The sequence below is a fragment of the Pantoea coffeiphila genome (assembly GCF_016909495.1).
In the GTDB taxonomy this organism is placed as follows: Bacteria; Pseudomonadota; Gammaproteobacteria; order Enterobacterales; family Enterobacteriaceae; genus Erwinia; species Erwinia coffeiphila.
Map to the genome: position 1 here is coordinate 648,897 of NZ_JAFBFW010000002.1, position 24,457 is coordinate 673,353.

At 55.5% G+C, this 24,457-nt stretch carries 23 protein-coding genes; 13 read left to right on the forward strand and 10 right to left on the reverse strand.

Annotation, left to right across the window (positions count from 1 at the left end):
- The first annotated feature begins 19 nt into the window (after positions 1 to 19).
- The 6 genes from allC to JOE09_RS08730 all read left to right on the forward strand — a co-directional run bounded on the left by allC (position 20) and on the right by JOE09_RS08730 (position 5,985).
- On the forward strand, positions 20 to 1,267 hold the full coding sequence (allC, locus tag JOE09_RS08705; RefSeq protein WP_205065493.1) for an allantoate deiminase: 1,248 nt from the start codon (positions 20 to 22) through the stop codon (positions 1,265 to 1,267).
- Positions 1,264 to 2,547 carry an MFS transporter gene (locus tag JOE09_RS08710; protein ID WP_338049317.1) on the forward strand — a complete coding sequence of 428 codons (1,284 nt, stop codon included), beginning with the start codon at positions 1,264 to 1,266 and terminating at the stop codon, positions 2,545 to 2,547. Before allC ends, JOE09_RS08710 begins: the two co-directional genes overlap by 4 nt.
- Positions 2,548 to 2,599: 52 nt before the next feature.
- Complete coding sequence (allE, locus tag JOE09_RS08715; protein WP_205065494.1) at positions 2,600 to 3,385, forward strand: (S)-ureidoglycine aminohydrolase; 786 nt, start codon at positions 2,600 to 2,602, stop codon at positions 3,383 to 3,385.
- A 181-nt stretch (positions 3,386 to 3,566) separates the two neighbouring features.
- The gene (gene allS, locus JOE09_RS08720) at positions 3,567 to 4,487 is read left to right on the forward strand and encodes an HTH-type transcriptional activator AllS (protein WP_205065495.1); all 921 of its coding nucleotides are present in this window, start codon (positions 3,567 to 3,569) and stop codon (positions 4,485 to 4,487) included.
- A gap of 131 nt (positions 4,488 to 4,618) precedes the next feature.
- Positions 4,619 to 5,533, forward strand: a complete 915-nt coding sequence (locus JOE09_RS08725) for an SPFH domain-containing protein (RefSeq protein ID WP_105590856.1) — start codon at positions 4,619 to 4,621, stop codon at positions 5,531 to 5,533.
- On the forward strand, positions 5,533 to 5,985 hold the full coding sequence (locus tag JOE09_RS08730; RefSeq protein WP_105590855.1) for an NfeD family protein: 453 nt from the start codon (positions 5,533 to 5,535) through the stop codon (positions 5,983 to 5,985). The genes JOE09_RS08725 and JOE09_RS08730 overlap by 1 nt, the downstream gene beginning before the upstream one ends.
- Here JOE09_RS08730 and cueR read toward each other — a convergent pair.
- The gene (gene cueR / locus JOE09_RS08735) at positions 5,982 to 6,392 is read right to left on the reverse strand and encodes a Cu(I)-responsive transcriptional regulator (protein WP_200545409.1); all 411 of its coding nucleotides are present in this window, start codon (positions 6,390 to 6,392) and stop codon (positions 5,982 to 5,984) included. The genes JOE09_RS08730 and cueR overlap by 4 nt on opposite strands.
- A gap of 94 nt (positions 6,393 to 6,486) precedes the next feature.
- Here cueR and copA point away from each other — a divergent pair, with 94 nt between their 5' ends.
- The 3 genes from copA to ybaK all read left to right on the forward strand — a co-directional run bounded on the left by copA (position 6,487) and on the right by ybaK (position 10,562).
- Entirely contained in the window at positions 6,487 to 9,000 is a 2,514-nt protein-coding gene (copA, locus tag JOE09_RS08740; protein WP_205065496.1) for a copper-exporting P-type ATPase CopA, read from the forward strand.
- Between the two features lie 101 nt (positions 9,001 to 9,101).
- On the forward strand, positions 9,102 to 9,902 hold the full coding sequence (locus tag JOE09_RS08745; protein ID WP_205065497.1) for a TraB/GumN family protein: 801 nt from the start codon (positions 9,102 to 9,104) through the stop codon (positions 9,900 to 9,902).
- A 180-nt stretch (positions 9,903 to 10,082) separates the two neighbouring features.
- Positions 10,083 to 10,562 carry a Cys-tRNA(Pro)/Cys-tRNA(Cys) deacylase YbaK gene (gene ybaK, locus JOE09_RS08750; protein ID WP_205065498.1) on the forward strand — a complete coding sequence of 160 codons (480 nt, stop codon included), beginning with the start codon at positions 10,083 to 10,085 and terminating at the stop codon, positions 10,560 to 10,562.
- Here ybaK and JOE09_RS08755 read toward each other — a convergent pair.
- Entirely contained in the window at positions 10,559 to 11,425 is an 867-nt protein-coding gene (locus tag JOE09_RS08755; RefSeq protein WP_205065499.1) for a LysR family transcriptional regulator, read from the reverse strand. The genes ybaK and JOE09_RS08755 overlap by 4 nt on opposite strands.
- Before the next feature lie 91 nt (positions 11,426 to 11,516).
- Here JOE09_RS08755 and JOE09_RS08760 point away from each other — a divergent pair, with 91 nt between their 5' ends.
- Positions 11,517 to 11,969, forward strand: coding sequence for a multidrug/biocide efflux PACE transporter (locus JOE09_RS08760; RefSeq protein ID WP_105590849.1), 453 nt, complete (start codon positions 11,517 to 11,519; stop codon positions 11,967 to 11,969).
- 52 nt (positions 11,970 to 12,021) lie between these two features.
- Here JOE09_RS08760 and ushA read toward each other — a convergent pair whose 3' ends face one another.
- On the reverse strand, positions 12,022 to 13,620 hold the full coding sequence (gene ushA, locus JOE09_RS08765; RefSeq protein WP_239553024.1) for a bifunctional UDP-sugar hydrolase/5'-nucleotidase UshA: 1,599 nt from the start codon (positions 13,618 to 13,620) through the stop codon (positions 12,022 to 12,024).
- Between the two features lie 289 nt (positions 13,621 to 13,909).
- Here ushA and JOE09_RS08770 point away from each other — a divergent pair, with 289 nt between their 5' ends.
- The gene (locus tag JOE09_RS08770; protein WP_205065501.1) at positions 13,910 to 15,109 is read left to right on the forward strand and encodes an MFS transporter; all 1,200 of its coding nucleotides are present in this window, start codon (positions 13,910 to 13,912) and stop codon (positions 15,107 to 15,109) included.
- A 335-nt stretch (positions 15,110 to 15,444) separates the two neighbouring features.
- A complete protein-coding gene (ybaL, locus tag JOE09_RS08775) occupies positions 15,445 to 17,127 on the forward strand; it encodes a YbaL family putative K(+) efflux transporter (RefSeq protein WP_105590846.1) in 1,683 nt (560 codons plus the stop codon).
- A gap of 94 nt (positions 17,128 to 17,221) precedes the next feature.
- Here ybaL and JOE09_RS08780 read toward each other — a convergent pair whose 3' ends face one another.
- The 7 genes from JOE09_RS08780 to JOE09_RS08810 all read right to left on the reverse strand — a co-directional run bounded on the left by JOE09_RS08780 (position 17,222) and on the right by JOE09_RS08810 (position 23,366).
- A complete protein-coding gene (locus JOE09_RS08780) occupies positions 17,222 to 18,526 on the reverse strand; it encodes an inosine/guanosine kinase (protein WP_205065502.1) in 1,305 nt (434 codons plus the stop codon).
- Positions 18,527 to 18,619: 93 nt separating this feature from the next.
- Positions 18,620 to 19,579, reverse strand: a complete 960-nt coding sequence (hemH, locus tag JOE09_RS08785) for a ferrochelatase (protein WP_200559997.1) — start codon at positions 19,577 to 19,579, stop codon at positions 18,620 to 18,622.
- Positions 19,580 to 19,696: 117 nt separating this feature from the next.
- Positions 19,697 to 20,341, reverse strand: a complete 645-nt coding sequence (gene adk / locus JOE09_RS08790) for an adenylate kinase (RefSeq protein ID WP_205065503.1) — start codon at positions 20,339 to 20,341, stop codon at positions 19,697 to 19,699.
- A 94-nt stretch (positions 20,342 to 20,435) separates the two neighbouring features.
- Positions 20,436 to 21,338, reverse strand: a complete 903-nt coding sequence (locus JOE09_RS08795; protein WP_205065504.1) for a DMT family transporter — start codon at positions 21,336 to 21,338, stop codon at positions 20,436 to 20,438.
- The gene (locus tag JOE09_RS08800; protein ID WP_200559999.1) at positions 21,335 to 22,210 is read right to left on the reverse strand and encodes a DUF6024 family protein; all 876 of its coding nucleotides are present in this window, start codon (positions 22,208 to 22,210) and stop codon (positions 21,335 to 21,337) included. Before JOE09_RS08800 ends, JOE09_RS08795 begins: the two co-directional genes overlap by 4 nt.
- Positions 22,210 to 22,608 carry an NUDIX hydrolase gene (locus JOE09_RS08805; RefSeq protein ID WP_105590840.1) on the reverse strand — a complete coding sequence of 133 codons (399 nt, stop codon included), beginning with the start codon at positions 22,606 to 22,608 and terminating at the stop codon, positions 22,210 to 22,212. The genes JOE09_RS08800 and JOE09_RS08805 overlap by 1 nt, the downstream gene beginning before the upstream one ends.
- 53 nt (positions 22,609 to 22,661) lie before the next feature.
- Complete coding sequence (locus JOE09_RS08810; RefSeq protein WP_205065505.1) at positions 22,662 to 23,366, reverse strand: hypothetical protein; 705 nt, start codon at positions 23,364 to 23,366, stop codon at positions 22,662 to 22,664.
- A gap of 205 nt (positions 23,367 to 23,571) precedes the next feature.
- Between JOE09_RS08810 and JOE09_RS08815 the strand changes: the two genes are divergently transcribed.
- A complete protein-coding gene (locus JOE09_RS08815) occupies positions 23,572 to 24,447 on the forward strand; it encodes a LysR substrate-binding domain-containing protein (protein ID WP_105590838.1) in 876 nt (291 codons plus the stop codon).
- Positions 24,448 to 24,457 lie beyond the last annotated feature (10 nt).

Below are 24,457 nucleotides of genomic sequence, written 5' to 3' on the forward strand. Positions count from 1 at the left end.
TGCAAGCGGGAAGATAAAGATGAAAGATTTCCGACAAGACATTACCGATATTTCCGGCAAAATATCTAAAATCGGTGCCGATCCAACCGGCGGCATGACGCGCCTGCTGTACACCAAAGAGTGGGTAGAGGCGCAGAAAGCCCTGAAGCAGATTTTCGATACCGCCGGATTTGCTGCCTCGCACGATGCCACCGGCAACCTGTCAGCCCGGCTGACCGGATCGAAATATCCCGAACAGACCATTCTTACCGGTTCTCATATTGATACCGTGGTCAACGGCGGTAATCTCGACGGCCAGTTCGGTATTGAAGCCTCTTTCCTCGCCGCAAACTTTCTGAAAGACACCTATGGCCCACCGCTGCGTTCACTGGAAGTGATTGCGCTGGCCGAAGAGGAAGGCAGCCGCTTCCCATACGTCTTCTGGGGCAGTAAAAACATTTTTGGCCAGGCGCGACGCCAGGACGTGGAAAATATTGCTGATGCCAAAGGCGTCAACTTTGTCGATGCGATGCACAGCGCAGGCTTCGATTTCCGTCCCGAAGGGCAGCCTGTACGCAAAGATATCGCCGCCTTCGTTGAAATCCATATTGAGCAGGGCAAAGTGCTGGAAACCGAAGGAAAAACCATCGGTGTGGTGACCAGTATCGTTGGCCAGCGCCGCTACGATATCCGCCTGAAAGGTGAATCAAATCACGCCGGTACTACGCCAATGGGCTATCGCCGCGATACGGTCTATGCCTTCAGCCGCATCTGTACCGAATCTATTGCCAAAGCCCGTGCAGAAGGCGATCCGCTGGTGCTGACCTTCGGCAAGGTGGAACCGAAACCCAATACGGTCAACGTGGTTCCCGGCTTTACGCATTTCACCATGGACTGCCGCCATACCGATGCCGCCGCGTTAGATCGTTTCACGCTGGAAATTGAAGCGGATATGCGCCGCATCGCTGCTGAAATGGGCATTGAAATTGAGATCGACCGCTGGATGGACGAGAAGCCCATTCCAATGAATAAGCAGCTGGTTGAGTGCGTCAGCCATCTGTGTGAAAAACACAAAGTCAATTACCGCCTGATCCACAGCGGCGCAGGCCACGATTCGCAGATTTTCTCTCCGCATGTACCAACGGTGATGATCTTCGTGCCAAGCATCGACGGCATCAGCCACAACCCGGCGGAAAAAACCCATCTTGACGACCTGGCGGAAGGGGTGAAAGTGCTGGCCCATACGCTTTATCAACTCGCCTGGACCGAAGAGGGAGGCAGCCTGTGAGCAATAGTAAAGTGGCATCCAGCAGCGGGTTCGATCCGCTGTACTGGAAGAAAATCGTTGTTGTCCTCTGTCTTGGCTGGGCGGTGATCTGGATTTATCGCACCATTCTGACGCCTATCTTCCCTGAAATTCAGGCCACCATCGGCGCGCATTCCAACGCGGAAATGGGGCTGATCGCCAGCTTCTATTTCTTTGCCTACACCGGTATGCAGATCCCTTCAGGGATTCTGGTCGATAAGTTCGGCAAAAAAGTGGTGCTGATACCGGGCTTCTGCCTGTTTATTATCGCCACGTTGCTGATCGGTAACGCCACCAGCCTGACCATGGTTTATGCAGGCAGCCTGCTGGCAGGTATGGGTTGCGGTTCTTACTACGGTTCGGCCTATTCATTGTCATCAGAAAACATTCCGCTGGAGCGTCGTGGCCTCGCTACGGCAATTATTAACAGCGGCTCAGCGCTGGGGATGGCCATCGGCCTGATTGCCTCCAGCCTGCTGGTGAAAAGTATGGGGATGGACTGGCAGCTGACGATCTTTATGATCACCGCCCTGCTGGTGATCATGACCCTCGTCTTTGCCGTAGTGATTAAAGGCGGTTCCTACAGCAGTCATCTGGCCAGCCAGCCGACCAGCACCACTGCTGCTGCTGCCGCACCGGAAGAAACCAATGAGTCCAGCGGACTGTTCAGCATGCGCATGATTTCAGCGTATGTGATGTATTTCGCTACCTGTTACGGCTACTACATGATCGTCACCTGGCTGCCGTCGTTCCTGCAACAGGAACGTGGATTTGAAGGTGTCGCGATCGGCTTCTCCTCCGCGCTGGTGGCCTTTGCTTCCGTTCCCGGTGCGCTGTTCTTCAGCCGTATGTCGGATCGCTTCCGCAACAAAAAAGTCCAGTTGATCATCTTCCTTGAGCTGTGTGCGGCGGTGATGCTGGTCTGTACGGTGATCTCCCCGGATTCCACCACGCTGCTGATCAGCCTGATCCTGTACGGACTGTTGGGCAAGCTGGCCGTTGACCCGATCATGATCTCATTCGTTGCCGATAACGCACCGAAGAAAGGCTACGGCACCAGTTTTGGCGTCTTTAACTTCTTCGGTATGTCCTCTTCGGTGATTGCCCCCTTCCTGACCGGGGTGATTTCCGACAACACCGGTTCCAAGGTGATGGGCTTCTATATTTCGGCCGGCATTCTGGTAGTGGGAACCCTTGTCTTCTTCATCGTGAACGTACTGATGAAGCAGAAAAGTAAGCGTCAGACTGCGGCACAGGCATAACGCTGTATCCGGCCACGGGTGAGTGGCCGCTAAATTTTTAAGGAGAATTATTATGGGATACTTTACGAATCAGATCGGCTATCCAAAAGACCTTCTGGCATCGCGCTCCATTATTAAACGTAAAAATTATGCGCTGATCCCACCGGAAGGGCTGGTAAGAAACGTCATTCCCGGTTTTGAAAACTGCGATGTTACTATTCTGGCCACGCCAAAGCTCGGTGCGACTTTCGTGGATTATCTGGTCACCCTGCACGACGGCGGGCGCAACCAGCAGGGATTTGGCGGAGAAAATGTTGAAACCTTCGTTTATGTGATTGACGGTAAGGTTACCGCCTCCGCCGACAGTACCGACTATCCCCTGACAAGCGGTGGCTACCTGTATTGCCCGGCGGGCGTGACGCTGCGCCTCGAGAACACCAACGGCGGCCAGGCAAGCCAGCTGTTCCTCTATAAACGAACCTATCAGCGCATTAAAGGCTATGAGGCCCACGTAGTCAGCGACAATGTGAAAAACCTCGAAAAAATTCACTATGAGGGAATGAGCGACGTCACCCTGCAGGACCTGCTGCCGAAAGAGCTGGGTTTTGATATGAACATGCATATTCTCTCCTTCAAACCCGGTGCCAGCCACGGCTACGTGGAAACCCACGTGCAGGAGCACGGTGCCTATGTGCTTTCCGGCGCAGGTGTATATAACCTTGATAACGAATGGATACCGGTGAAAAAAGGGGATTACATCTTTATGGGCGCGTATGTACCGCAGGCGGGATACGCGGTGGGTAAAGATGAGTTCAGCTACATCTACTCAAAAGACTGTAATCGCGACGTAGACTGCTGATGTAAACCGGACAGGCCATGCTGTTTACTGCATGGCCTGTCGTACCCGGTAGTCCCTTTCAACTTTCTGCAACATTCATCAACTCTTTTCTGGCTCTGCATCATCATTCATCAGCTGTTATCCTGTTAGGCTTAGCGTTTGCGTCCTGTTATTGGGCGTGTTTATCAGGAGCCTATTCTCTGTGCTTGACCAGGAAACTATCCGTACCTTTATCCACGTGGCGGAAAGCCACAGCTTTTCTAAAACGGCCGAAGCGCTGTTCAAAACCCCTGCGGCCATCAGCTACCGGATTAAAATGCTGGAGGAGGATGTCGGTACCCAGCTGTTTATGCGCACCACGCGTATCGTTCAGCTGACGCCAGCAGGCGATCACCTGCTGGAACGCTGCCGCCAGTGGCTGGCGTGGTTGGATGCTATGCCGGGTGAGCTGCAGCAGATTAATCACGGCGTTGAGCGCCAGGTGAACATCGTAATTAATAACCTGCTCTACTCGCCGCAGGCGGTGGCAAAACTGCTGGCGCACCTGCATCAGAAATTCCCGCTGACTCAGTTTCTTATCTCCCGCCAGGTGTATATGGGCGTGTGGGATTCCCTGCTGCACGATGACTTTCAGCTGGCGATTGGCGTGACCGGTTCGGAAGCGCTGGCTAACAACGTCAGTATGCTGGAACTGGGCGGCGTCAGCTGGCTGTTTGTCGTGGCCGCAGATCATCCCCTCGCCGAATGCGAAGGCCCGGTACACGAGGACAAACTGCGCGGATGGCCGGCGATTAATATCGAAGATACCTCGCGGAATCTGACCAAACGGGTGGCCTGGCTACTGCCGGGGCAAAAAGAGATTATCGTTCCGGATTTAAGCAGCAAGCTGGAGTGCCATCTACAGGGGCTGGGCGTCGGTTTCCTGCCTGCGGAACTCTGTCAGCGCTATATCAGCAGTGGGCAACTGGTCAGCTGTGAAGTGGCCAATCAGCGACAGCCTTCCCCACTTTCACTTGCCTGGAAAAATGAGGCGGGAAAAGCGGTGGAAGAGATTGTGGCTCTTTTCCAGCAGCGGGACGAAGCCATCGGCGATTTTCTGCAAAATATCGACCTTTCTGCGTAACGTCGCGCAAATAAGCGCAGGATGGGCAAAAAAATCCCCGCGCAGCTATGCTAGCGCGCATAAATACAGCAAACTGATAGCGGCTGGGCAAAAGTGAATCGGCCCTGATAATAACAATCCGGAGGTTATTAATGCTTGCTGTTATTCCCGTCATTATCGTTCTGGCTCTGATCATTGTCTGGTCCGGTATCAAAATTGTCCCGCAGGGCTATCAGTGGACCGTCGAACGCTTTGGCCGCTATACCAACACATTACAGCCCGGCTTAAATTTGGTGATTCCCTTTATGGATCGCATTGGCCGCAAAATTAATATGATGGAACAGGTGGTGGATATCCCTTCTCAGGAAATTATTTCGAAGGATAACGCCAGCGTGACTATTGACGCAGTCTGCTTTATTCAGGTGGTCGATCCGGCGCGCGCGGCCTATGAGGTCAGTAATCTTGAGCTGGCGATCATCAACCTGACCATGACCAATATGCGTACGGTGCTCGGCTCAATGGAGCTGGATGAGATGCTGTCGCAGCGCGATAATATCAACACCCGCCTGTTACAAATCGTCGATGAAGCCACCAACCCGTGGGGGGTGAAGATCACCCGCATTGAGATCCGCGACGTGCGGCCACCGGCAGAACTGATCGCCTCGATGAACGCCCAGATGAAAGCCGAGCGTACCAAGCGTGCCGATATTCTTGAAGCTGAAGGCGTGCGCCAGGCAGCAATCCTGCGTGCGGAAGGGGAAAAGCAGTCGCAAATCCTGAAAGCTGAAGGTGAACGCCAGTCCGCATTCCTGGCCGCTGAAGCGCGTGAACGAGGTGCAGAAGCCGAGGCGCGGGCCACAAAGATGGTTTCAGAAGCCATCGCCGCCGGGGATATTCAGGCAATTAACTACTTCGTGGCACAAAAATATACCGATGCCCTGCAAAATATCGGGGCCGCTAACAACAGCAAGGTAGTAATGATGCCGCTGGATGCCAGCAGCCTGCTGGGCTCCATTGCCGGTATCAGCGAACTGCTCGGCGAGCGTAAACCTGAGCGGAATCGCTGATGATTGTTGAACTGCTGGCAAATCCCTGGTGGCTGTGGCTGACGCTGGGTGGGCTGCTGCTGGCTGCCGAGATGCTGGGCACCAGCGGATATCTGCTGTGGAGCGGCATTGCTGCCGTACTGGTTGCGCTGCTGGTGTGGCTGGTGCCGATGCCGTGGGAGTGGCAGGGATTAAGCTTTGCGGTACTCACCGTACTTGCCGCACTGTGGTGGCATCGCTGGCTACAGCGCCGCAATCGTCGCCTGCCGCCCTCCTCGCTTAATCAACGCGGTCAGCAGCTTATTGGCCGCCGGCTGACGCTGGATAGCGCGCTGGTTAACGGTTTTGGCCACGTGAAAATCGGTGACGGCAACTGGCGGGTGCAGGCAGAAGAAGACCTCCCCGCGGGCTGCAACATCATCGTGGTCGCCGTTGAGGGGATTACCCTACAGGTTGCGCGCCGGGAAAATTAAGCCGGTTTTTTCGTTGAACAACAGCCCGCCAGGTGATTGATAATCGGGCAGTCCGCGCTGTCATCGCCGGGGCAGCTGGCTGCCATATCAAGCAGCCGCAGGCGCATCTGCGTCAGCTGTTCGATGTGCTCCTCAATCTCCTTCACTTTTTCCAGCGTGCGCGCTTTGACATCGGCGCTGTGCCGCTGTGGGTCGTTGAGAAGGCTGACCATTTCCCGGCACTCATCAAGATTAAATCCGACCTGCCGTGCCTGGCGCAGCAGCGTCAGCTCTTCCAGCTGCTTCGCCGAGTAGGTGCGATAGCCGTTATCACTACGCAGCGGCGGCGTTACCAGCCCTTTTTCTTCATAGAAGCGAATTGCTTTGCTGGTCAGACCGGTTTTTCTGGCGACCTCACTGATATTCATATTTGCTCCTTGACCTTCACCTTGATGGAAGGTTTAACCTTCATAACTACTGCAAATAACGCACCGGGTCAAACCGGGCAACAAGGAGTTTTCTATGTCACATACCACACTACTGGCGCTGGATGGCCTGACCTGTGGCCACTGCGTTAAACGGGTTCAGGAAACGCTGGCCAAACTCGATAATGTTGAACAGGCCGACGTGACAGTGAATGAAGCACGCGTCACCGGTAGCGCCAGCGCAGAAGCGCTGATTGCCGCCGTGGAAGGCGCAGGCTATCACGCCACCCTGTCAGCGGACGACAGCCACCCAAAGCCTGATCCGCTGACAGAATCAGAACCTCAGCCGGAAGCGCTGACAGCGGCCGTTTCCCAGCTTCCGGCATCCGATGCTGGCGACAGCTATCAGCTGTTAATTGACGGCATGAGCTGCGCCAGCTGCGTTGGACGAGTACAGAATGCCTTACAAAACGTGCCGGGCGTCAGCCAGGCACGGGTTAACCTCGCCGAGCGCAGCGCGCTGGTACTCGGCACCGCCTCGCCGCAAACGCTGATTGATGCGGTCAGCAATGCGGGATACGCTGCCGAAATTATTGAAGATGAGACCGAACGCCGCGAGAAGCAGCAGCAGAGTGCGCAGATCGCCACCCGTCGCTTCCGCTGGCAGGCCGCGCTGGCCCTTGCTCTCGGCATCCCGCTGATGGGCTGGGGAATGATCGGCGACAATATGATGCTCACCGCTGAGAACCGCAGCGCCTGGCTTGTCATTGGCGCACTTACCCTGCTGGTGATGATTATCGCCGGAGGGCATTTCTACCGCAGCGCCTGGCGCAGCCTGCTTAATCGCACCGCCACCATGGATACCCTGGTAGCACTCGGCACCGGTGCGGCATGGCTTTACTCCATCAGCGTGAATCTGTGGCCTGAATGGTTCCCGATGGAAGCCCGCCATCTCTATTACGAAGCCAGTGCAATGATTATTGGCCTGATTAATCTCGGCCATATGCTGGAACAACGTGCCCGCCAGCGTTCCTCGCAGGCGCTGGAAAAACTGTTAGATTTGACGCCGCCCACCGCTCGGGTTGTAACCGAGACCGGCGATCGTGTGCTGCCGCTGAGCGAAGTTCAGCTGGGCATGACGCTGCGCGTGACGACCGGCGATCGCGTGCCGGTTGATGGCACCATTGTACAGGGTGAAGCCTGGCTGGATGAGGCGATGCTGACCGGAGAAGCTATCCCGCAGCAAAAATCACCGGGTGATACGATCCACGCAGGAACGGTCCTTCAGGACGGCAGCGTGCTGTTCAGCGCGCAGGCGATCGGTAAAAACACCACGCTTTCACGCATTATCCAACTGGTACGGCAGGCGCAAAGCAGCAAGCCGGAAATCGGTCAGCTGGCCGATAAGATCTCCTCAATTTTTGTTCCCGCCGTAGTGCTGATTGCGCTGCTGAGCGCGGCGATCTGGTATTTCGCTGGCCCCGCGCCGCAGATTGTCTACACGCTGGTGATTGCCACCACCGTACTGATTATTGCCTGCCCCTGTGCGTTGGGGCTGGCAACGCCGATGTCGATTATTTCTGGCGTGGGCCGCGCGGCGGAGTTTGGCGTACTGGTGCGCGATGCCGATGCATTACAGCGTGCCAGCACGCTGACTACGCTGGTCTTCGATAAAACCGGTACGCTAACCGAAGGTGCACCGCGCGTGGTCGAGGTTGTCTTGTTCAATGGCGCAGAGGCAGCGAACGTGGAGCGCCAGGCTGCGGCTCTCGAGCAGGGTTCCAGCCATCCGCTGGCGCGAGCGATTATCGACCACGCGGCGATAGCGTCACTGCCGGACGTTGCGCAATTTCGTACAATACCGGGCCTGGGGGTTAGCGGCATACTTGACGGCAAGCCGCTGCTGCTGGGTAACCTGGCGCTAATGGAGCAGCAAAAGATCGATACCAGCGAGATTACGGGAGCGCTGGCTGAGCATGCCGCCAATGGCTCCACGCCGGTGCTGCTGGCGGCGGACGGGAAAATCGTCGCGCTGTTTGCCATCCGCGATCCGCTGCGCCAGGAAAGCGTCAGTGCATTGCAGCGCCTGCATCGTCGTGGCTATCAGCTGGTGATGCTGACCGGGGATAATGAAATTACCGCCAATGCCATCGCCCGTGAAGCGGGTATCGATCGAGTAATAGCGGGAGTGTTGCCTGAAGGCAAAGCTCAGGCGATTAGCCAGCTTCAGCAGCAGGGCCAGCAGGTAGCGATGATCGGTGACGGTATTAATGATGCCCCGGCGCTGGCACAGGCCGATGTCGGCATTGCGATGGGCGGCGGCAGCGATGTGGCCATTGAAACGGCGGCGATTACCTTAATGCGTCAGGATCTGAATGCCGTCGCGGACGCACTGGCGATTGCCAAAGCCACGCTGCGCAATATGAAACAGAACCTGCTGGGCGCGTTTATTTACAACGCCTGCGGCATTCCGATTGCGGCTGGAATACTCTTTCCGCTGACCGGTACGTTGCTGAATCCGGTCGTGGCCGGGGCAGCAATGGCGCTCTCTTCCATCACCGTGGTGAGTAACGCAAACCGCCTGATCCGCTACCGTCCGCCGCAGGATTAATGCTTCAGGGCGCGGACTGTCGGTGTGCTGCGTTTTGCCCTGTCGCTCAGCGACTTATCGCGTTAGCATGAGAGCTAATAACGCGATCCGCCGGGGGAACAATGGGCAAAGTCTTTCACGCACTGCGGCAGCTGTCGCGCCGGTTCTGGCCGGTAGAGTATCGTTATCCGGCTTTGGATATCTCCCTGGGCCAGCGACACCTGCATCTGGTCGGCAGTATCCATATGGGCACACGCAATATGTCTCCGCTACCGGGGCAACTGATCAATCAGCTGCAGTATGTTGATGCCCTGATTGTAGAGGCGGATATCACCACCGGTGGATCACCCTTCAGCGATAGTGAGGTCTGCCCTCCACTGGCTGAGCGGCTGTCTGCCGAACGTTTCCAGCTGCTGGAAAAGCTGTGCAGCGAACTGAGTGTTGATTTGCAACGTATTGATACCCTGCCCGCATGGCAAGTTGCGCTGATGCTCCAGGCACAGCAGGCGCAGCGGCTCGGGCTACGCGCCGACTGCGGCATTGATTATCAGCTGTTGCAGGCGGCGAAAGAACGGCAGATTAAAATCATTGAGCTGGAAGGGCCGGAAACCCAGCTGGCGCTACTTAAATCGCTGCCGGATCAAGGCATGACGCTACTGGAAGATACGTTGCAGCACTGGCACGTTAATGCCCGGCTGCTGCAAACGATGGTCAGCTGGTGGCTGGAAGCCCCACCGGGCAGCAGTGGGAAAACGGTACTACCGGATACCTTCAGCAGCAGCCTGAGCGATTTACTGATGCATCAGCGTAATGAGCGATGGTGCCAGCAGCTGCACGCACTGCCGGCGGGGCGCTATATTTTAGCGGTCGGCGCACTGCATCTTTACGGTGAGGGAAATCTCCCGGACCTGCTGGGCCGTTAAAAAAAAATGGCCGATATCTCTATCGGCCAGTCAATAATGAAGTTTTTATGATTTTGGTTATCTATCAGCACGGGTGCTGACGCGGGGCAGATTGTCGCTCAATGCGCACTTTTTCTCCAGTACTTTTATTCACCAATTTTAAGCGGCAAGCACGCGAATGGAACAGGAAGGATTAAAGCGATGACTCCGGCGGTAAAACTATTAGAAAAACAAAAAGTAAACTTTACGCTGCATCCTTACGAGCACGACAGCAACGAAACTAACTTTGGCGATGAGGCGGTGCGTAAGCTCAATCTTGACGCCGAGCGGGTATATAAAACGCTGCTGGTGGCACTTAACGGCGACAATAAAACCCTCGCCGTTGCCGTTACGCCGGTTGCGGGCCAGCTCGATTTGAAAAAAGTGGCGAAAGCGCTGGGTGCCAAAAAAGTCGAGATGGCCGATCCGCAGTTCGCCCAGCGCAGCACCGGCTATCTGCTGGGCGGCATCAGCCCGCTGGGGCAGAAAAAGCGCTTGCCGACGGTCATCGATCATCTGGCCCAGCACTTTGATACCATTTATGTTTCCGGCGGCAAGCGCGGGCTGGATCTCGAACTGGCTCCGGGTGACCTGGCAAAACTGCTGAGCGCCGGTTTTGCCGATATCGCCAAGCGCGATTAATCCGGTCGCTGACTGACCAACTGATCGATCATCCAGCGCCCCGCCGGGCCGGGCGGTGAGAGCCGCGACCAGGCGACATCCACCTGGATATTTTGCGGCCAGCCCGCCACCGGCAGCTCACGCAGCAGCCGGTGGCCAAACTGTTCGGTCAGCCAGCGCGGCAGCACACTCCAGCCAAATCCCTGCTCCGCCATCTCCAGCAGCAGCAAGTACGACGGTGCCAGCCAGATTTTACCTCCCGGCACCGGTTCCTGTTCCGTCCAGGTATTCAGCCGCAGCTGGCGGATGCCCTGCAGCTCGACCTCCGTTACGCTATCCTGCTGCGCCAGAGGATGATCCTTATGCAGGTAAATCGCCATTTTCGCTTCCACCTGCAGACGCCGCAGGCTGATATTTGCCGGATAACGGTCCTGCACGCGGATCACGCCGATATGCGCCCTGCCGCTTTGCAGCAGATCGATAACATCGCCGTCTTCGGCAATCATGCATTCAAACTCAATATCCGGATAGCGGCTGGCAAAGCGTTTAAGCAAATGTTCGTGATGATCGGCCTGCCAGAAATCGGAGATCGCCAGCCGTAAACAGGGCTCGACGTCGCCCGCCAGACGCATAGCCAGCTCATCCAGCTGCGCGGCGGCATTGAGAATCACGTTAACCTGCGTCAGTACTCGCTGACCATTTTCGGTCAGTACCGGGGTACGAGCTTCGCGGTTAAATAAAGTCAGCCCGAGATCGCTTTCCAGGTTGGCCACAGCGGTGCTGACCGTTGACTGGCTTTTGCGCAGCGCTCGCGCCGCTGCGGAGAACGAGCCGCTTTCTACGGTCTGTACAAACGCTTCCAGGGATTCCGGTGAATAACGCATCGCAGATGTATCGCTTTTATCGATGGATAATCATTTTATCTTAGCAGCAAAAGGATAGAAAATACGCTTCCTAAATCACTCAGGAGGACATATGTCCACTCGTACGCTGAAAGAACGTTTTTATCATGCTGCAGGCTTTGAACTGGTGGCGATTGCAATCATTTCCCCTGTCGCCGCCTGGCTTATGAACAAACCGCTATTTCAGATGGGCGCACTGGCCATTATGCTTTCCACCGTCGCGATGATCTGGAACATGATTTATAACGCCGGGTTCGATCGCCTGTTCCCGCGCGAACGTGTAAAACGCGGTCTGGCGCTGCGCGTGATGCATGCTCTGGGCTTTGAAGGTGGATTTATTCTGATTGGTCTGCCGCTGGCGGCCTGGATGCTGGGTGTGACGCTCTGGCAGGCATTTCTGGTTGAGCTGGGCTTTTTCCTGTTCTTCCTGCCCTACACGGTGGTGTACAACTGGGTCTACGATAAGCTTCGTGACCGCCTGATGCGTTCACGTGAACAGCGCCGTCAGGCTCCTACTTCTTCCTGACGACGCGGATATGGAGCACTCGCGTGCTCCATATTCACAGCCGAAGCAGACTTTACTCCGCTTTCTTATACACAATTTCACCGGCAGGCTGGTACTTTGCCGCATCCAGCGGGGAGTGCGCCTGTATGTACTGCTTCAGCACTTCCGCATCAACAAAGCCGGTGTTGACATAGCTGGCCTGCTTATCCACTTCCGGATAGCCGTCGCCCCCGGTGGCGTTGAAGCTCAGGGTAGCCATGCGGTACACCTTATCGTCCTGCAATGGTTCGCCGTTAATCTTCACGTCGCTGACTCCGCTACCGTCGGCAATCAGGCTGACGCGGGCAAACTGCGCATAGGCACCGGAATCCACCTGCTTATTCGCGACGACCGCCAGATAATCACGCACTTCGCTGCCTTTCATATCGACATAAACCAGTGTATTACCGAACGGCTGCACCTTAAGCACGTCTTTATAGGTGATATCTCCGGCCTCAATAGAGTCGCGCACGCCGCCGCCGCTCATCACCGCAAAATCGGCCTTGGTTCGTTCAATCTGCCCTTCAAGGATTAACCGCGCCATATTGGTCTGCACGAAGCGCACTTTGCTGCGGTCGCCCTCAAGATGGCCGTTAACGCTGCCTATTTTCACGCCAAGCTGCGCCTCGCCTTTTTTCTGGAACGGCGTCAGCAGTTTCATCATCGCCGGGTTTTTATCGATTTCCGCCGTGTAGTTCACCCAGCTGGTGCCGCCGTCAGCGTTAGTGACTTTATGCTTGAGATTGATCGGTACAAGTTCGTAGTGTTCCAGCTTCAGCTTGCCGTTGCGGAAAGTGAAATCGGCGCGGCCAATATATTTGCCCCACTCATGGGCCTGCACGATCCAGGTGCCGTTCTGGCGATCCGGCGTACAGGGAGTGCCCGGCACGTAGTCTGCCTGTTTGACGTTTTCCTGCGCCATACACACCGGGTCCTGTGAATGGCCACCCACGATCATATCCAGGTAGCCTGCGGGCAGTTCGCGGGCCATTTCCACATCGCCCGGCGCATTCGAACCATGATTACCGTTGTCATAATGCCCCATATGGGTAGCGGCAATAATCACATCCGGTTTTTCTTTGGCACGCAGCTCTTCCACCACCGCTTTCGCTTCGGTTGCCGGTTTGTGGAACACGATATCGGTGAAGTTTTCCGGATTGCCGATTTTGGCCGTGTCGTCAGTGGTCAGGCCGATCACGGCGATCTTCAGTCCTTTACGGTTAAACAGCGCGTACGGCTGGAACAGGCGCTGGCCGGTACTTTTTTGATAGATATTGGCGGAGAGCAGCGGGAACTTCGCCCACTTTTGCTGCTGGCGAAGCACCGATAGCGGATTATCAAACTCGTGGTTACCTATCGCCATGGCATCGTAGCCAATCAAGTTCATCCCGCGGAAATCAGGCTCGGCATCCTGTAGGTCGGATTCCGGTACGCCGGTATTGATATCGCCGCCGGAGAGGATCAGCACTGCCCCACCGTGCGACTGCACGTCCAGACGGATCTTATCCATCATGGTTTTCTGCGCCGCCAGCCCGTACTCACCGCGTTCATTGTTCCAGAACCGACCGTGATGATCGTTGGTATGCAGCACGGTGAATTTATAGGTACGGTCTTTTACCCAGGCCTGCGCCATCAGCGGTGCGCTAAGCAACCCAACGGTCAACAGACTCAGGATACGTTTATTAAATACCAGCACTGCGCTTCTCCTTGTTTCATCAACCGCAAACCAACCCGCACAAATGCGGCTTTGGCAAAATAATCAGCAAAAGTATTCACTTTTTGTGACAGCCCCGCAACCACAGCGCTGAAATAGCTCAAAATGGTAATTACTCGCGCGGAGGTTGTTAGTTATAAAAGAGGGCTTTGCAGCGAATTTGCTTCTCTGCGCTCATAAAAACATAAATTGATGACAGGTTAACTTAATGGCAAGTGAATCCCCCCTCTCTTCTCCCTCATCGCCCGCTCGGCGTACCGCTTTTGGTATCCTCGGTGCCATCAGCATTGCCCATCTGCTTAACGATATGATCCAGTCGCTGATTCTGGCGATCTACCCGCTGCTGCGTGCAGATTTCTCATTAAGCTTTGTACAAATCGGCATGATCACGCTGACCTATCAGCTCACCGCGTCGTTGTTACAGCCGCTGATTGGGCACTACACCGATAAGCATCCGCAGCCGTGGTCATTGCCCGTCGGCATGGGCTTCACGCTTTCCGGCCTGATTCTGCTGGCGCTGGCCGGAAACTTTACTACCGTCCTGCTGGCCGCCGCGCTGGTGGGCACCGGTTCCTCGGTGTTTCACCCGGAATCCTCGCGCGTGGCGCGGATGGCTTCAGGTGGGCGCCACGGCCTTGCGCAGTCGCTTTTCCAGGTCGGCGGTAACTTTGGCAGCTCGCTTGGCCCGCTGCTGGCCGCGCTGGTGATTGCCCCCTATGGCCGCGGCAACGTTGCGTGGTTCTCGCTGGCGGCGCTGCTGGCAATTGTGGTGCTGCTACAAATCAGCCGCTGGTATCAGACGCAGAATCGCATGGCGAAGAAAAGCACCGTGGCCGCCGTCAGCCCACTGCCGCGCCGCCAGGTGGCCTTCGCGATTAGCATTCTGCTGGTGCTGATTTTCTCCAAGTACTTCTACCTCACCAGCCTGAGCAGCTACTACACCTTCTACCTGATGCAGAAATTTGGCCTGTCGGTACAGAGCGCGCAGCTGCACCTGTTTATTTTCCTGTTTGCCGTGGCGGCAGGGACGGTGATCGGCGGGCCGATTGGCGATAAAATTGGCCGTAAGCGGGTGATTTGGGCCTCTATTCTCGGCGTTGCCCCCTTTACGCTGCTGCTGCCGCATATGAACTTATTGTGGACGGGCGTGCTGTCAGTGATTATCGGCTTCGTGCTGGCCTCGGCATTTTCCGCCATTCTGGTCTATGCCCAGGAGCTGATGCCGGGGCGTATCGGTATGGTTTCCGGGCTGTTTTTTGGTTTTGCCTTCGGCATGGGTGGGCTGGGTGCCGCCCTGTTAGGTCTGCTGGCGGACCACACCAGTATCGAACTGGTCTACCAAATCTGCGCTTATCTGCCGCTTCTCGGTATTCTCACGGCTTTCCTGCCTGATAACCGGCGTAAATAGTCCCTTACCGGTGCAATTGTCTGATTTTTGCACCGGTTCACGCTCCGGTAACACCAGCACTGTAATCTGATAAGTGTCTAAAATCGCACTTACTGACACATTTCACCGTATGGCTCATATTTTTTTCCATTAGTCTCAATAAACACAAGCGCCGCGACGGATTATGCCATACACTGAAAACTTACAACTGGACACATTTATACTCTAATTAATTCGAGTTGCAGTACAGCGGGAGGCCCCCCAGCCCGGCGCACGGATCGCACAGTGACCAGGGCAAAAAATCAGGGCATCTGCCACTTGAAGTATGACGAGCAGGCATACATAAGGAGACAGGCATGCACCACACCACACCGCTTATCACCACCATTGTAGGAGGCCTGGTTCTCGCCTTCCTCCTTGGTATGCTGGCTAATCGCCTGCGCATTTCTCCCCTTGTTGGTTACCTGCTGGCTGGCGTTCTTGCCGGTCCTTTCACCCCAGGCTTTGTTGCTGATACCAATCTTGCTCCCGAACTGGCTGAACTTGGCGTGATCCTGCTGATGTTCGGCGTGGGTCTGCATTTCTCTTTAAAAGACCTGATGGCGGTAAAGTCGATCGCCATTCCCGGCGCTATCGCACAGATAGCCGTGGCGACACTGCTGGGAATGGGGCTTTCATGGGCGATGGGCTGGTCGATGCTCACCGGATTGGTGTTCGGGCTGTGCCTTTCCACGGCGAGTACGGTGGTGCTGCTCCGTGCGCTGGAAGAGCGTCAGTTGATTGACAGCCAGCGCGGGCAAATTGCGATTGGCTGGCTGATTGTTGAAGACCTGGTGATGGTGCTGGCGCTGGTGTTGCTGCCTGCTATTGCCGGTATGTTTGAAGAAGGTAATGCCAGCATCGGCCTTCTGCTGTTCGATCTGGTGCTGACTATCGGTAAAGTGGTGGCCTTTATGGTGCTGATGATGGTGGTTGGCCGCCGCGTCGTACCGTGGATACTCGCCCGCAGCGCCGCAACCGGCTCGCGCGAGCTGTTTACCCTGGCGGTGCTGGCACTGGCGCTCGGTATTGCTTTTGGTGCAGTAGAGTTCTTTGATGTCTCCTTTGCTCTGGGTGCTTTCTTTGCCGGTATGGTGCTTAACGAGTCTGAACTGAGCCACCGTGCTGCACACGATACGCTGCCGCTGCGCGATGCCTTTGCGGTCCTGTTCTTTGTCTCGGTCGGCATGCTGTTCGATCCGATGATCCTGATACAGCAGCCGCTGGCGGTGCTGGGCGCGCTGGCAATTATCGTCTTCGGTAAATCCCTGGCCGCACTGTTCCTGGTGCGGCTATTTGGCCACTCCAAGCGCACGGCGTTGACCATTTCAGTCAGCCTGGCGCAGATCGGTGAGTTCGCCTTTATCCTGGCCGGTTTGGGCGTTACCCTGAATCTGCTGCCGGAAACCGGCCGCAATCTGGTCCTGGCCAGCGCCATTCTGTCGATTATGCTGAATCCGATCCTGTTCGCTCTGCTGGAGCGCTATCTGCAAAAAACCGAAACCATCGAAGAGCAGACCATGGAAGAAGCCATCGAAGAAGAGAAGCAGATCCCGGTGGACCTGTGTAATCACGCGGTGGTGGTCGGTTTTGGCCGCGTTGGCAGCCTGCTTGGCAGCCGCCTGATGGAAGCGGGTATTCCAATTGTAGTCGTCGAGAACAGCCGCCCGCGCGTTGAAGCGCTGCGCGAGCAGGGAATTAAAGCCGTATTAGGCAATGCCGCCCGGGGCGATATTATGGACCTGGCGCGGCTCGACTGCGCGCGCTGGATGCTGCTGACCATCCCTAACGGCTATGAGGCCGGGGAGATCGTTACCGCCGCTCGCGAAAAGCGCCCGAACATTGAGATTATCGCCCGTGCCCATTATGACGACGAAGTGGATTACATTATGGAGCGCGGTGCCGACCGCGTGGTGATGGGCGAGCGTGAGATTGCCAACAGTATGCTCAATCTTATCCTGCTCAACCCGGTTGAAGCACCGGCAGAGTGCCCGATCTGATGTCAGCAAAAAGGGACGACTTCGCGTCGTCCCTTTTTTATCACACCGGCTTAATGCCAGAGACGGCAGACGGCCTGCCTGCCCTCTCCTCGTATCATCGTTCCCAGTAAGACTCTTCCAGACTGTCTTCCCGCTCCGGCAGGCCGCGCGACAGGCGCGGTGAATGCTGGTTCAGCACCTGATAGCTGACGCGGTTGGCGTATTTGCAGACCTGCGCCAGCGAGGAGTAGGTCAGATAGCTGCGTGCGTGCTTACTGGAGTTGGGGACGTTGCTGCGGTGGAAATTGTTGGCAGTAATATCGTGCAGCAGCGCCGCCAGCGCGCCGTCACCGGCCCCGTTAGTATTCATAATTTTCTCCGGACCGCCCATATAGGGCGCGATATGGGAGAAAATCCGCAGTGGTACGGTGCAGTCCTGATGACGCATCGCACGGCTGAATTCGTACTGGTTGAATTCCGGGATCGCACCAGGCAGCAGCGGATGGCGCGTGGTGCGTTTGCCCTCTTCTTCCGTGAATCCCGCCATATACAGGCCGTTCGGCCCGGCGGTACACAGCACCAGATCCACCCAGTCGAGGGCGATATTCGATGCCTGTAGCGGGTCGCTTTCACCGGTCAGCTCGAAAGCCTCGTCTTCATTCATCGCCACAATCGATACGTGGTCACGCATAAAGTCGCGCCAGAACTGCGGATTATCGGCGATCACGTATTTGGTACCCAGCGTCAGCACCACCGGCACGTTATGCTTTTTGGCATAGTGGATAGCCTGCATGGTCGCTTCCGGCATCGGTTCACCCGGTTTGCAGCGCACCAGATAGGAGGTGAGTACCAGTGCCGATGCGCCGGCAATCACCTCTTCCGGCACGCTTTCAGCGCGCAGCTGATTCATCATCCCCGGGCTTATGGCGAAGGTACGCTCGCCGTTATCGCCCACCAGCGTAAAACAGCGGCCAATTGCGCCGTCAACGCCCTGCAGGTAGTTCAGATCGGTACGGCTGGAGGTATGGCACAGGTAGCGGTAGGCATAGCTGCCAATCTGGATGTGGTTGCACATCACCCCCAGCAGCACCGAGCGGTCGTCGGCCAGCACCGAGTAGTTGTGCAGCGTATTGCCGATGGTGCCACCGGCAAACTGATGGGTAATAAGATTCTCAGCCATCAGCTCTTCATACAGCGCCTGCGCCACATCATCTTCAATCACCAGCGAATGGCCCACACTGAGGCCATAGCGACGCACAAAGTCATCATCCACTTTGGCTTCAATATCAACAAGGATCTGGTCGATGCCCACAATCCAGCTATTAGCAGCCTCGTTTTCCGGCTGAGCGACCTGTAACAGCGGATCGCGCGCGCTGACGGGGAAATAGTGTTTGGATTTACGTTTACCGGGGAATTTCATCTTTGCAGGACCAGAAGGGGAAGCAGGCCGCAATCATAACATATTTGCGCAACGAGGCGATCGGCGGTGAAAAACGACCGATCGCTTCGTCAGTTAGCGATACTGATTAACCAGTTCCAGCATCATATCGATATGCGCTTCATCGTCGTTCAGCGCCGGAATGTACTCAAACCGGGTGCCGCCCGCGTGCAGGAAGAATTCGCGGTTCTGCTCGTTGATCTCTTCCAGCGTTTCCAGGCAGTCTGACGCGAAGCCCGGGCTCATCACCTGCACATGCTTCACGCCCTTGGCGGGCAGGCCCTGCATGGTTTCATCGGTGTACGGCGTCAGCCAGGGTTCACGGCCAAAACGTGACTGGAAGGTCAGCATCGCTTCGCTGTCGCTCAGCCCCAGTGCGGTTTTTAACGCATCAAAGGTGTCATGGCAGCGTTGCGGATAATCGTCGCCCTCATTGGCAAAGCGCTGCGGAATACCGTGGAACGAGGCCAGCAGCAGATCCGGTTTGCCGTGCTGCGCAAAAGAGCGCTCGACCGACGCTTTCAGCGCGGCGATATAGGCCGGATGGTCGGCGTAGTCGCGAATAAAATGCACTGTTGGCAGGCTGCGGTAGCCGGCAAACACGCTGCTGAGACCGTCCCACACCGATGCGACGGTTGAGCAGGAAAACTGCGGATAGAGCGGCAGGACGATGAGCTTATTCACGCCCTGAGCCATCAGATCATCCACGGCGCTTTTCAGGCTGGGATTGCCGTAGCTCATGCCCAGCGCAACCGGTATATCCAGTTTCGCCGCCAGCGCATCGCGCTGACGCTTGCTGAACACCAGCAGCGGCGAACCTTCATCGGTCCAGACGGAAGCATACAGCTTGGCTACGCGCGGTGAACGAATCGGCAGAATACCAATATTCAGAATCGGCCACCACAGCCAGCGCGGCGTGTCGACCACGCGTTTATCACTGAGAAACTGCTTTAGATAGCGTTTTACTGCGGAGGTGGTCGGAGCATCTGGTGTGCCTAAATTGACCAGCAGTACGCCTGGCTTATCTTGCCTCATTGTTATTCCTTTTGATGGCATCAGCGGAGATGAAAACGAGACTCATTCTAACGGAAAATTGCGGGGGAAAAACCAATTGCTGTAAAAGGGACCGGATTTAACCGGCCCCCTTCAAACTTAACCGAGGATTTTTGCCAGCTCAGCGCTGACTTCGGCCACTTTACGTGTGCCGTCGATCTTGTTGTACGCGGTGTTGCCCGCTTCGGCTTCTTTGCTGTAGTAAGCAATCAGCGGAGCGGTCATCTGATGATATTCAACCAGACGCTTACGAACGGTCTCTTCCTGGTCATCTTTGCGCGTTGTCAGCTCTTCGCCGGTCACGTCATCCTTCCCTTCCACCTTCGGCGGATTGAAAGTCACGTGGTAAACGCGGCCGGATGGCGCATGAACGCGACGGCCAATAATACGCTCAACGATCAGTTCGTCTGGTACAGCGAACTCCAGCACGTTGTCGACTTTAATGCCCGCTTCCTTCATGGCATCAGCCTGAGGGATAGTGCGCGGGAAACCGTCCAGCAGGAAACCGTTACGGCAGTCTTCCTGAGCGATACGCTCTTTGACCAGCGCGATAACCAGTTCGTCGGTGACCAGTTTACCAGCATCCATAATCTCTTTGGCTTTCAGACCTAACTCCGTTCCCGCTTTAACCGCGGCACGCAGCATGTCACCCGTGGAGATTTGCGGAATACCGTATTTCTCCATAATAAACTGAGCCTGAGTCCCCTTACCTGCACCCGGAGCCCCGAGCAGAATAATACGCATTGCGTAAATCCCCTTGCGAATTGCTTATATGTGTACTTTATCCAAGTGTATGAACATAACATTAATGGGCCGCTCACCACAAGGAAGCGCGCGGCTATCCTGCATCCGCGTAGCGTTGCACATCCACTCGGCGACGGGCATAAACCGTTTGTGAAATCACCGCCAGAATAATAATCGCCCCACCAATAACTGCATGAATAGTAGGGATTTCATCCAGGAACAGATACATCCATAGCGGAGCCAGCGCCGTCTCAAGCAGCAAAAACAGCCCGGCATTGGCCGGAGAAACAAAACGCGTCGATAATGTGATCAATCCCATCGCCAGCGGCATAATCAGCGCGCCTTCTGCGATCGACCAGCCATACTGCGCCGGCGTCAGCATTTTCAGACTTTCGAGGAGATCGCTGCCGGACCACAGCACAATCACCACCGAAGCCAGGATTGCCCCCAGCGAAGGCAGACCGGCCGTCCCACCGCTGACGCGGGAAGTGAAGATAAAAGCCAGAGCCATGGAGAACGCCGTACCCAATGCATAGAGGTTGGCAATACCGCTGTGGCCCACGTCGCGACCGGACATAACCACCGCTACGCCGAGTATCCCCGCCAGCGATGCCATCAGTACGCTGCGGTCAATGTTCATCTTAAAGAACAGCCGCGAAATCAGCGCCGAAATAAACGGCGTTGAGGAGATAATCACCAGCACGGTCGCCACACTACCGCGATTCAGCGCATTGACGAAGCAGGCCGAGGAAATGCAGAAAAACAGCGTCGACAGCGCATTTTCCTGGGTCAGCCAGGGTGTGCCTAACGTTGAACGACTTTTCCGCCACAGCAGCCATACGAGCAGGCACATGCCCCACATAAAGATGCCGCGCAGCACCACGATCAGCCACGAATTTTCAATTCCCATCATGCGGATAAACACCGAATCGGTGCTGAGAATAATGCCACCCATAATACCAATCAGATTGCCATTCACCGGCAGTGCGTTTTTCATTTCCCCTCCCACAGGGCCTGTAGCTGTTGTTGTATTTCTGCCGTTGTATCAATTCGCTGACTTCCGTCTCCACGAGCCCAGGAGGAAAGCCGCAGCGTACCGGTTTGTTCGAAATAGCTCGCCCCGGCCGCCTTCACCTTTTTCTTCAATGTTTCACTGAGCGGGGGAACGTTAAAGCAGCCGAATGGGCCACCCGCGTTACCAAGCGAATCAAAATCCATTCCGCCCACGTCTTTCAGGCTGATAGCTCCCACACTGGACATATTGAACGGCTGCCAGTCGGGACTACGGAGATTGTTCAGCGCTTCAATCAGCGGCTTATCAGAGGCGGTAGACTCCTCAAACAGCAGCAGTTCGCTGCGCATCAGGGTACTGAAGTCTTCCGGGCGCAGGGCGATAATCGCCAGCCCGATAGTCAGTGAGGCATGTTTATGCAGCGGCGCAACAAAAACGGAACTGTCAGCAATCAGTTCGCCATGACGGCAGGTGGCGAAACTGTGGGAAGCATCAACAACCCCTTTGCCCTTCGTTCCTTTCAGACTGTTGACTTCAGCAGTGTAGGGATTGACGTGAGTAATAATCGGCACGGTTCCCGGCCCGGTACAGTGCGTATTAGGAAAGTTAAACAGCTCGCTGACCGGTTGATAGTGGGCATGCCTGGCAAGGCACAGCGTCGTTTCCTGTTTATGAAGCAGGTGGGAAAGAATGACCAATCCAACCCGCACCGACTGGACCAGGAACAGCTCATACTTTTCCAGGCGGTAAACACGGGTCAGTTCTTCACGGAGTTCATCTCTCAGCATACGCGCTCGCTTATAAAACTGGTCGCCGTGGACCTGCTGTAACTGAAGGGAAAGTGAGGAGGTATCCATCAATTTATTAACTCTTGCTGGAAAAGAAGCGGCATCACGTTATCGCGGAATATCGACCCCACGGCGATCTCGCAGGGAGGCAGGCGATAGTTCACCCAGGCAATTTCTTCTATCTCAGACCCCGCACGCGGCTGGCCGCTGATTTCCACGTGATAGACATGATTTTCAATCGCCGTTTGTTCAAATTCGGCCAGGCCGTGGAACAGGCCAAATGGACGAAAGGTTTTGACCTGTACACCCAGCTCTTCCTGAAGCTCGCGCTTCAGGCAGCTGAGATGATCTTCACCGGCAAGCGGCTTACCACCCGGGGAAATAAAGATCTCGGTACCGCGTTTACGCGTCAGCAAAAGTGAGCGCTGGTTGATGATGATGGCTGCGCATTTAACGATAACTTTCATAGCAAACTCCGCGTGGCGTAACCCGATGGTTACGCCACGATTAGCGGTTTGAGTCAGGCAACGGCGCTGGCTTTCAGCACCGGGGTCAGCAGGGTTTCACCAGACAGGAAACGGACGATGTTCTGCGCCAGCGGGGCTTTTTCACGCAGATAGGCGAGGATCACGTCGTCCGAAGGCGTGGAGAAGCTGTCGGCGAAAATACTGATCCCTTCCAGCGACTTAGTGGAAATTCCCAATTGCAGCAGGCGGTATTTCACGTCGTCCGCCGACTGGGCGAATTCATAGATGGGTGATTGATAGTTGATGTCGTACTGAGCCATCATCTCCACCAGAAATGCCTTCGCCACCTGACGCTGCTCCGGGAATTCCATCTGGTAGTGGGTGATGCCGTCATTAATGGTGTTAATACCGTTTCGATGGCAGAAATCAACGAGATGTGCATGAATAGCCAATTTTTCACCTAAAAGAACCAGATTTTTCCGGTACTTAAGGATGTCACTTTCCAGGTTTTCAATAGCGATTGAGCGAAACGCTCCGCTGATATCAGCGACGGTATGATCGACGACCAAATCACCGAAACGACCTCTTAATTCATCAACGCGATGCGCTAAAATGCCACGATGCAGTGAACATCCGCTGTTTCCTGACCAGAGGTGTACAGGAATACCCTGTAACATCAGATAACACGCTGCCAGCGTACTATCGCGACCACCGGTGAACATGACGAGCTGTGGTTTTACGGAATACTGATTTGTCATTTTCCTTTCCTTCACATAGCTGTTGTGCGTAATCGTCGGCTGACAAGAAAAAATATCGCTGTATGCATATGGAGTTAAAAGAAAAAATACTCTTTATCAGGCAATTGGGCTGCTGATAACTCCGGGGTCAGAGTAGGTAAAATCGGCTGGACTTTAAAATGATATAAACAGACACTGGATGTGAGATTTTCTAACGGATAGGGCTATGTCCGGACTTCCTTCGCTGCGCGCTCTGCGCTATTTTCATCAGGCTGCACTGCATCAAAGCTTTAGCCTTGCTGCACAATCACTGCACGTAACTCATAGTGCGGTCAGCCATCAAATCAAACTGCTGGAAGAGTGGTTAGATAAACCGTTGTTTCTGCGGGTAGGTGGCCGGGTTCAGCTGACCTCGGACGGCGAGCGGCTGAAGGTTTGCTGTATACAAACCTTTGGCGAAATTGAAGCGACCTGCGAAAAGATCCGCGCGCGTAACCTGCACAGCCTGACCATTTCCTGCGCCCCCAGCTTTCTTGCCCAGTGGCTGATCCCGCGGATCAGCCGTTTTACCAGCCGCCACGCGGAGATCGCCCTGACTTTTCAAACTCATGTCGACATTGAGCGCGTACGTAACGAGTATTGCGATGTGCTGATCGTCAGTCATGAACAGTCTGTCGGAGAGGATATCGCGGCCACGCTGATCACCGTCGATTATATTGGTCCGGTCTGTTCGCCAGAGTTCGCTAATCGCTTTACCTATGAAACCGATTTCGCCACCCTTCCGCTGCTGCATGCCGATACCAAGCTGCACGCCTGGGCTGAATGGGCAAAAAAAACCGGAGCTCGGGGCGATTTCTGGGCCGGACGCCACTTCGATAATCTGACGCTGGCTATTCAGGCGGCGCGCAGCGGCATGGGCATTATTATGACACCGCAGATTTTGGTGAAAAAAGAGATCCAGGAGGGCTCACTGATCGCTCCCCTGGGCTTCGCCGAAGTGGATCGCGCAACGTGGATGATGGTGAAAGAAACCCGGCGTGAAGAACAGGAGATTGCCCTGTTCCGTCGCTGGCTGCTGGAAGAGGCATCGGGGGGCGGTTGAACGCCCCACA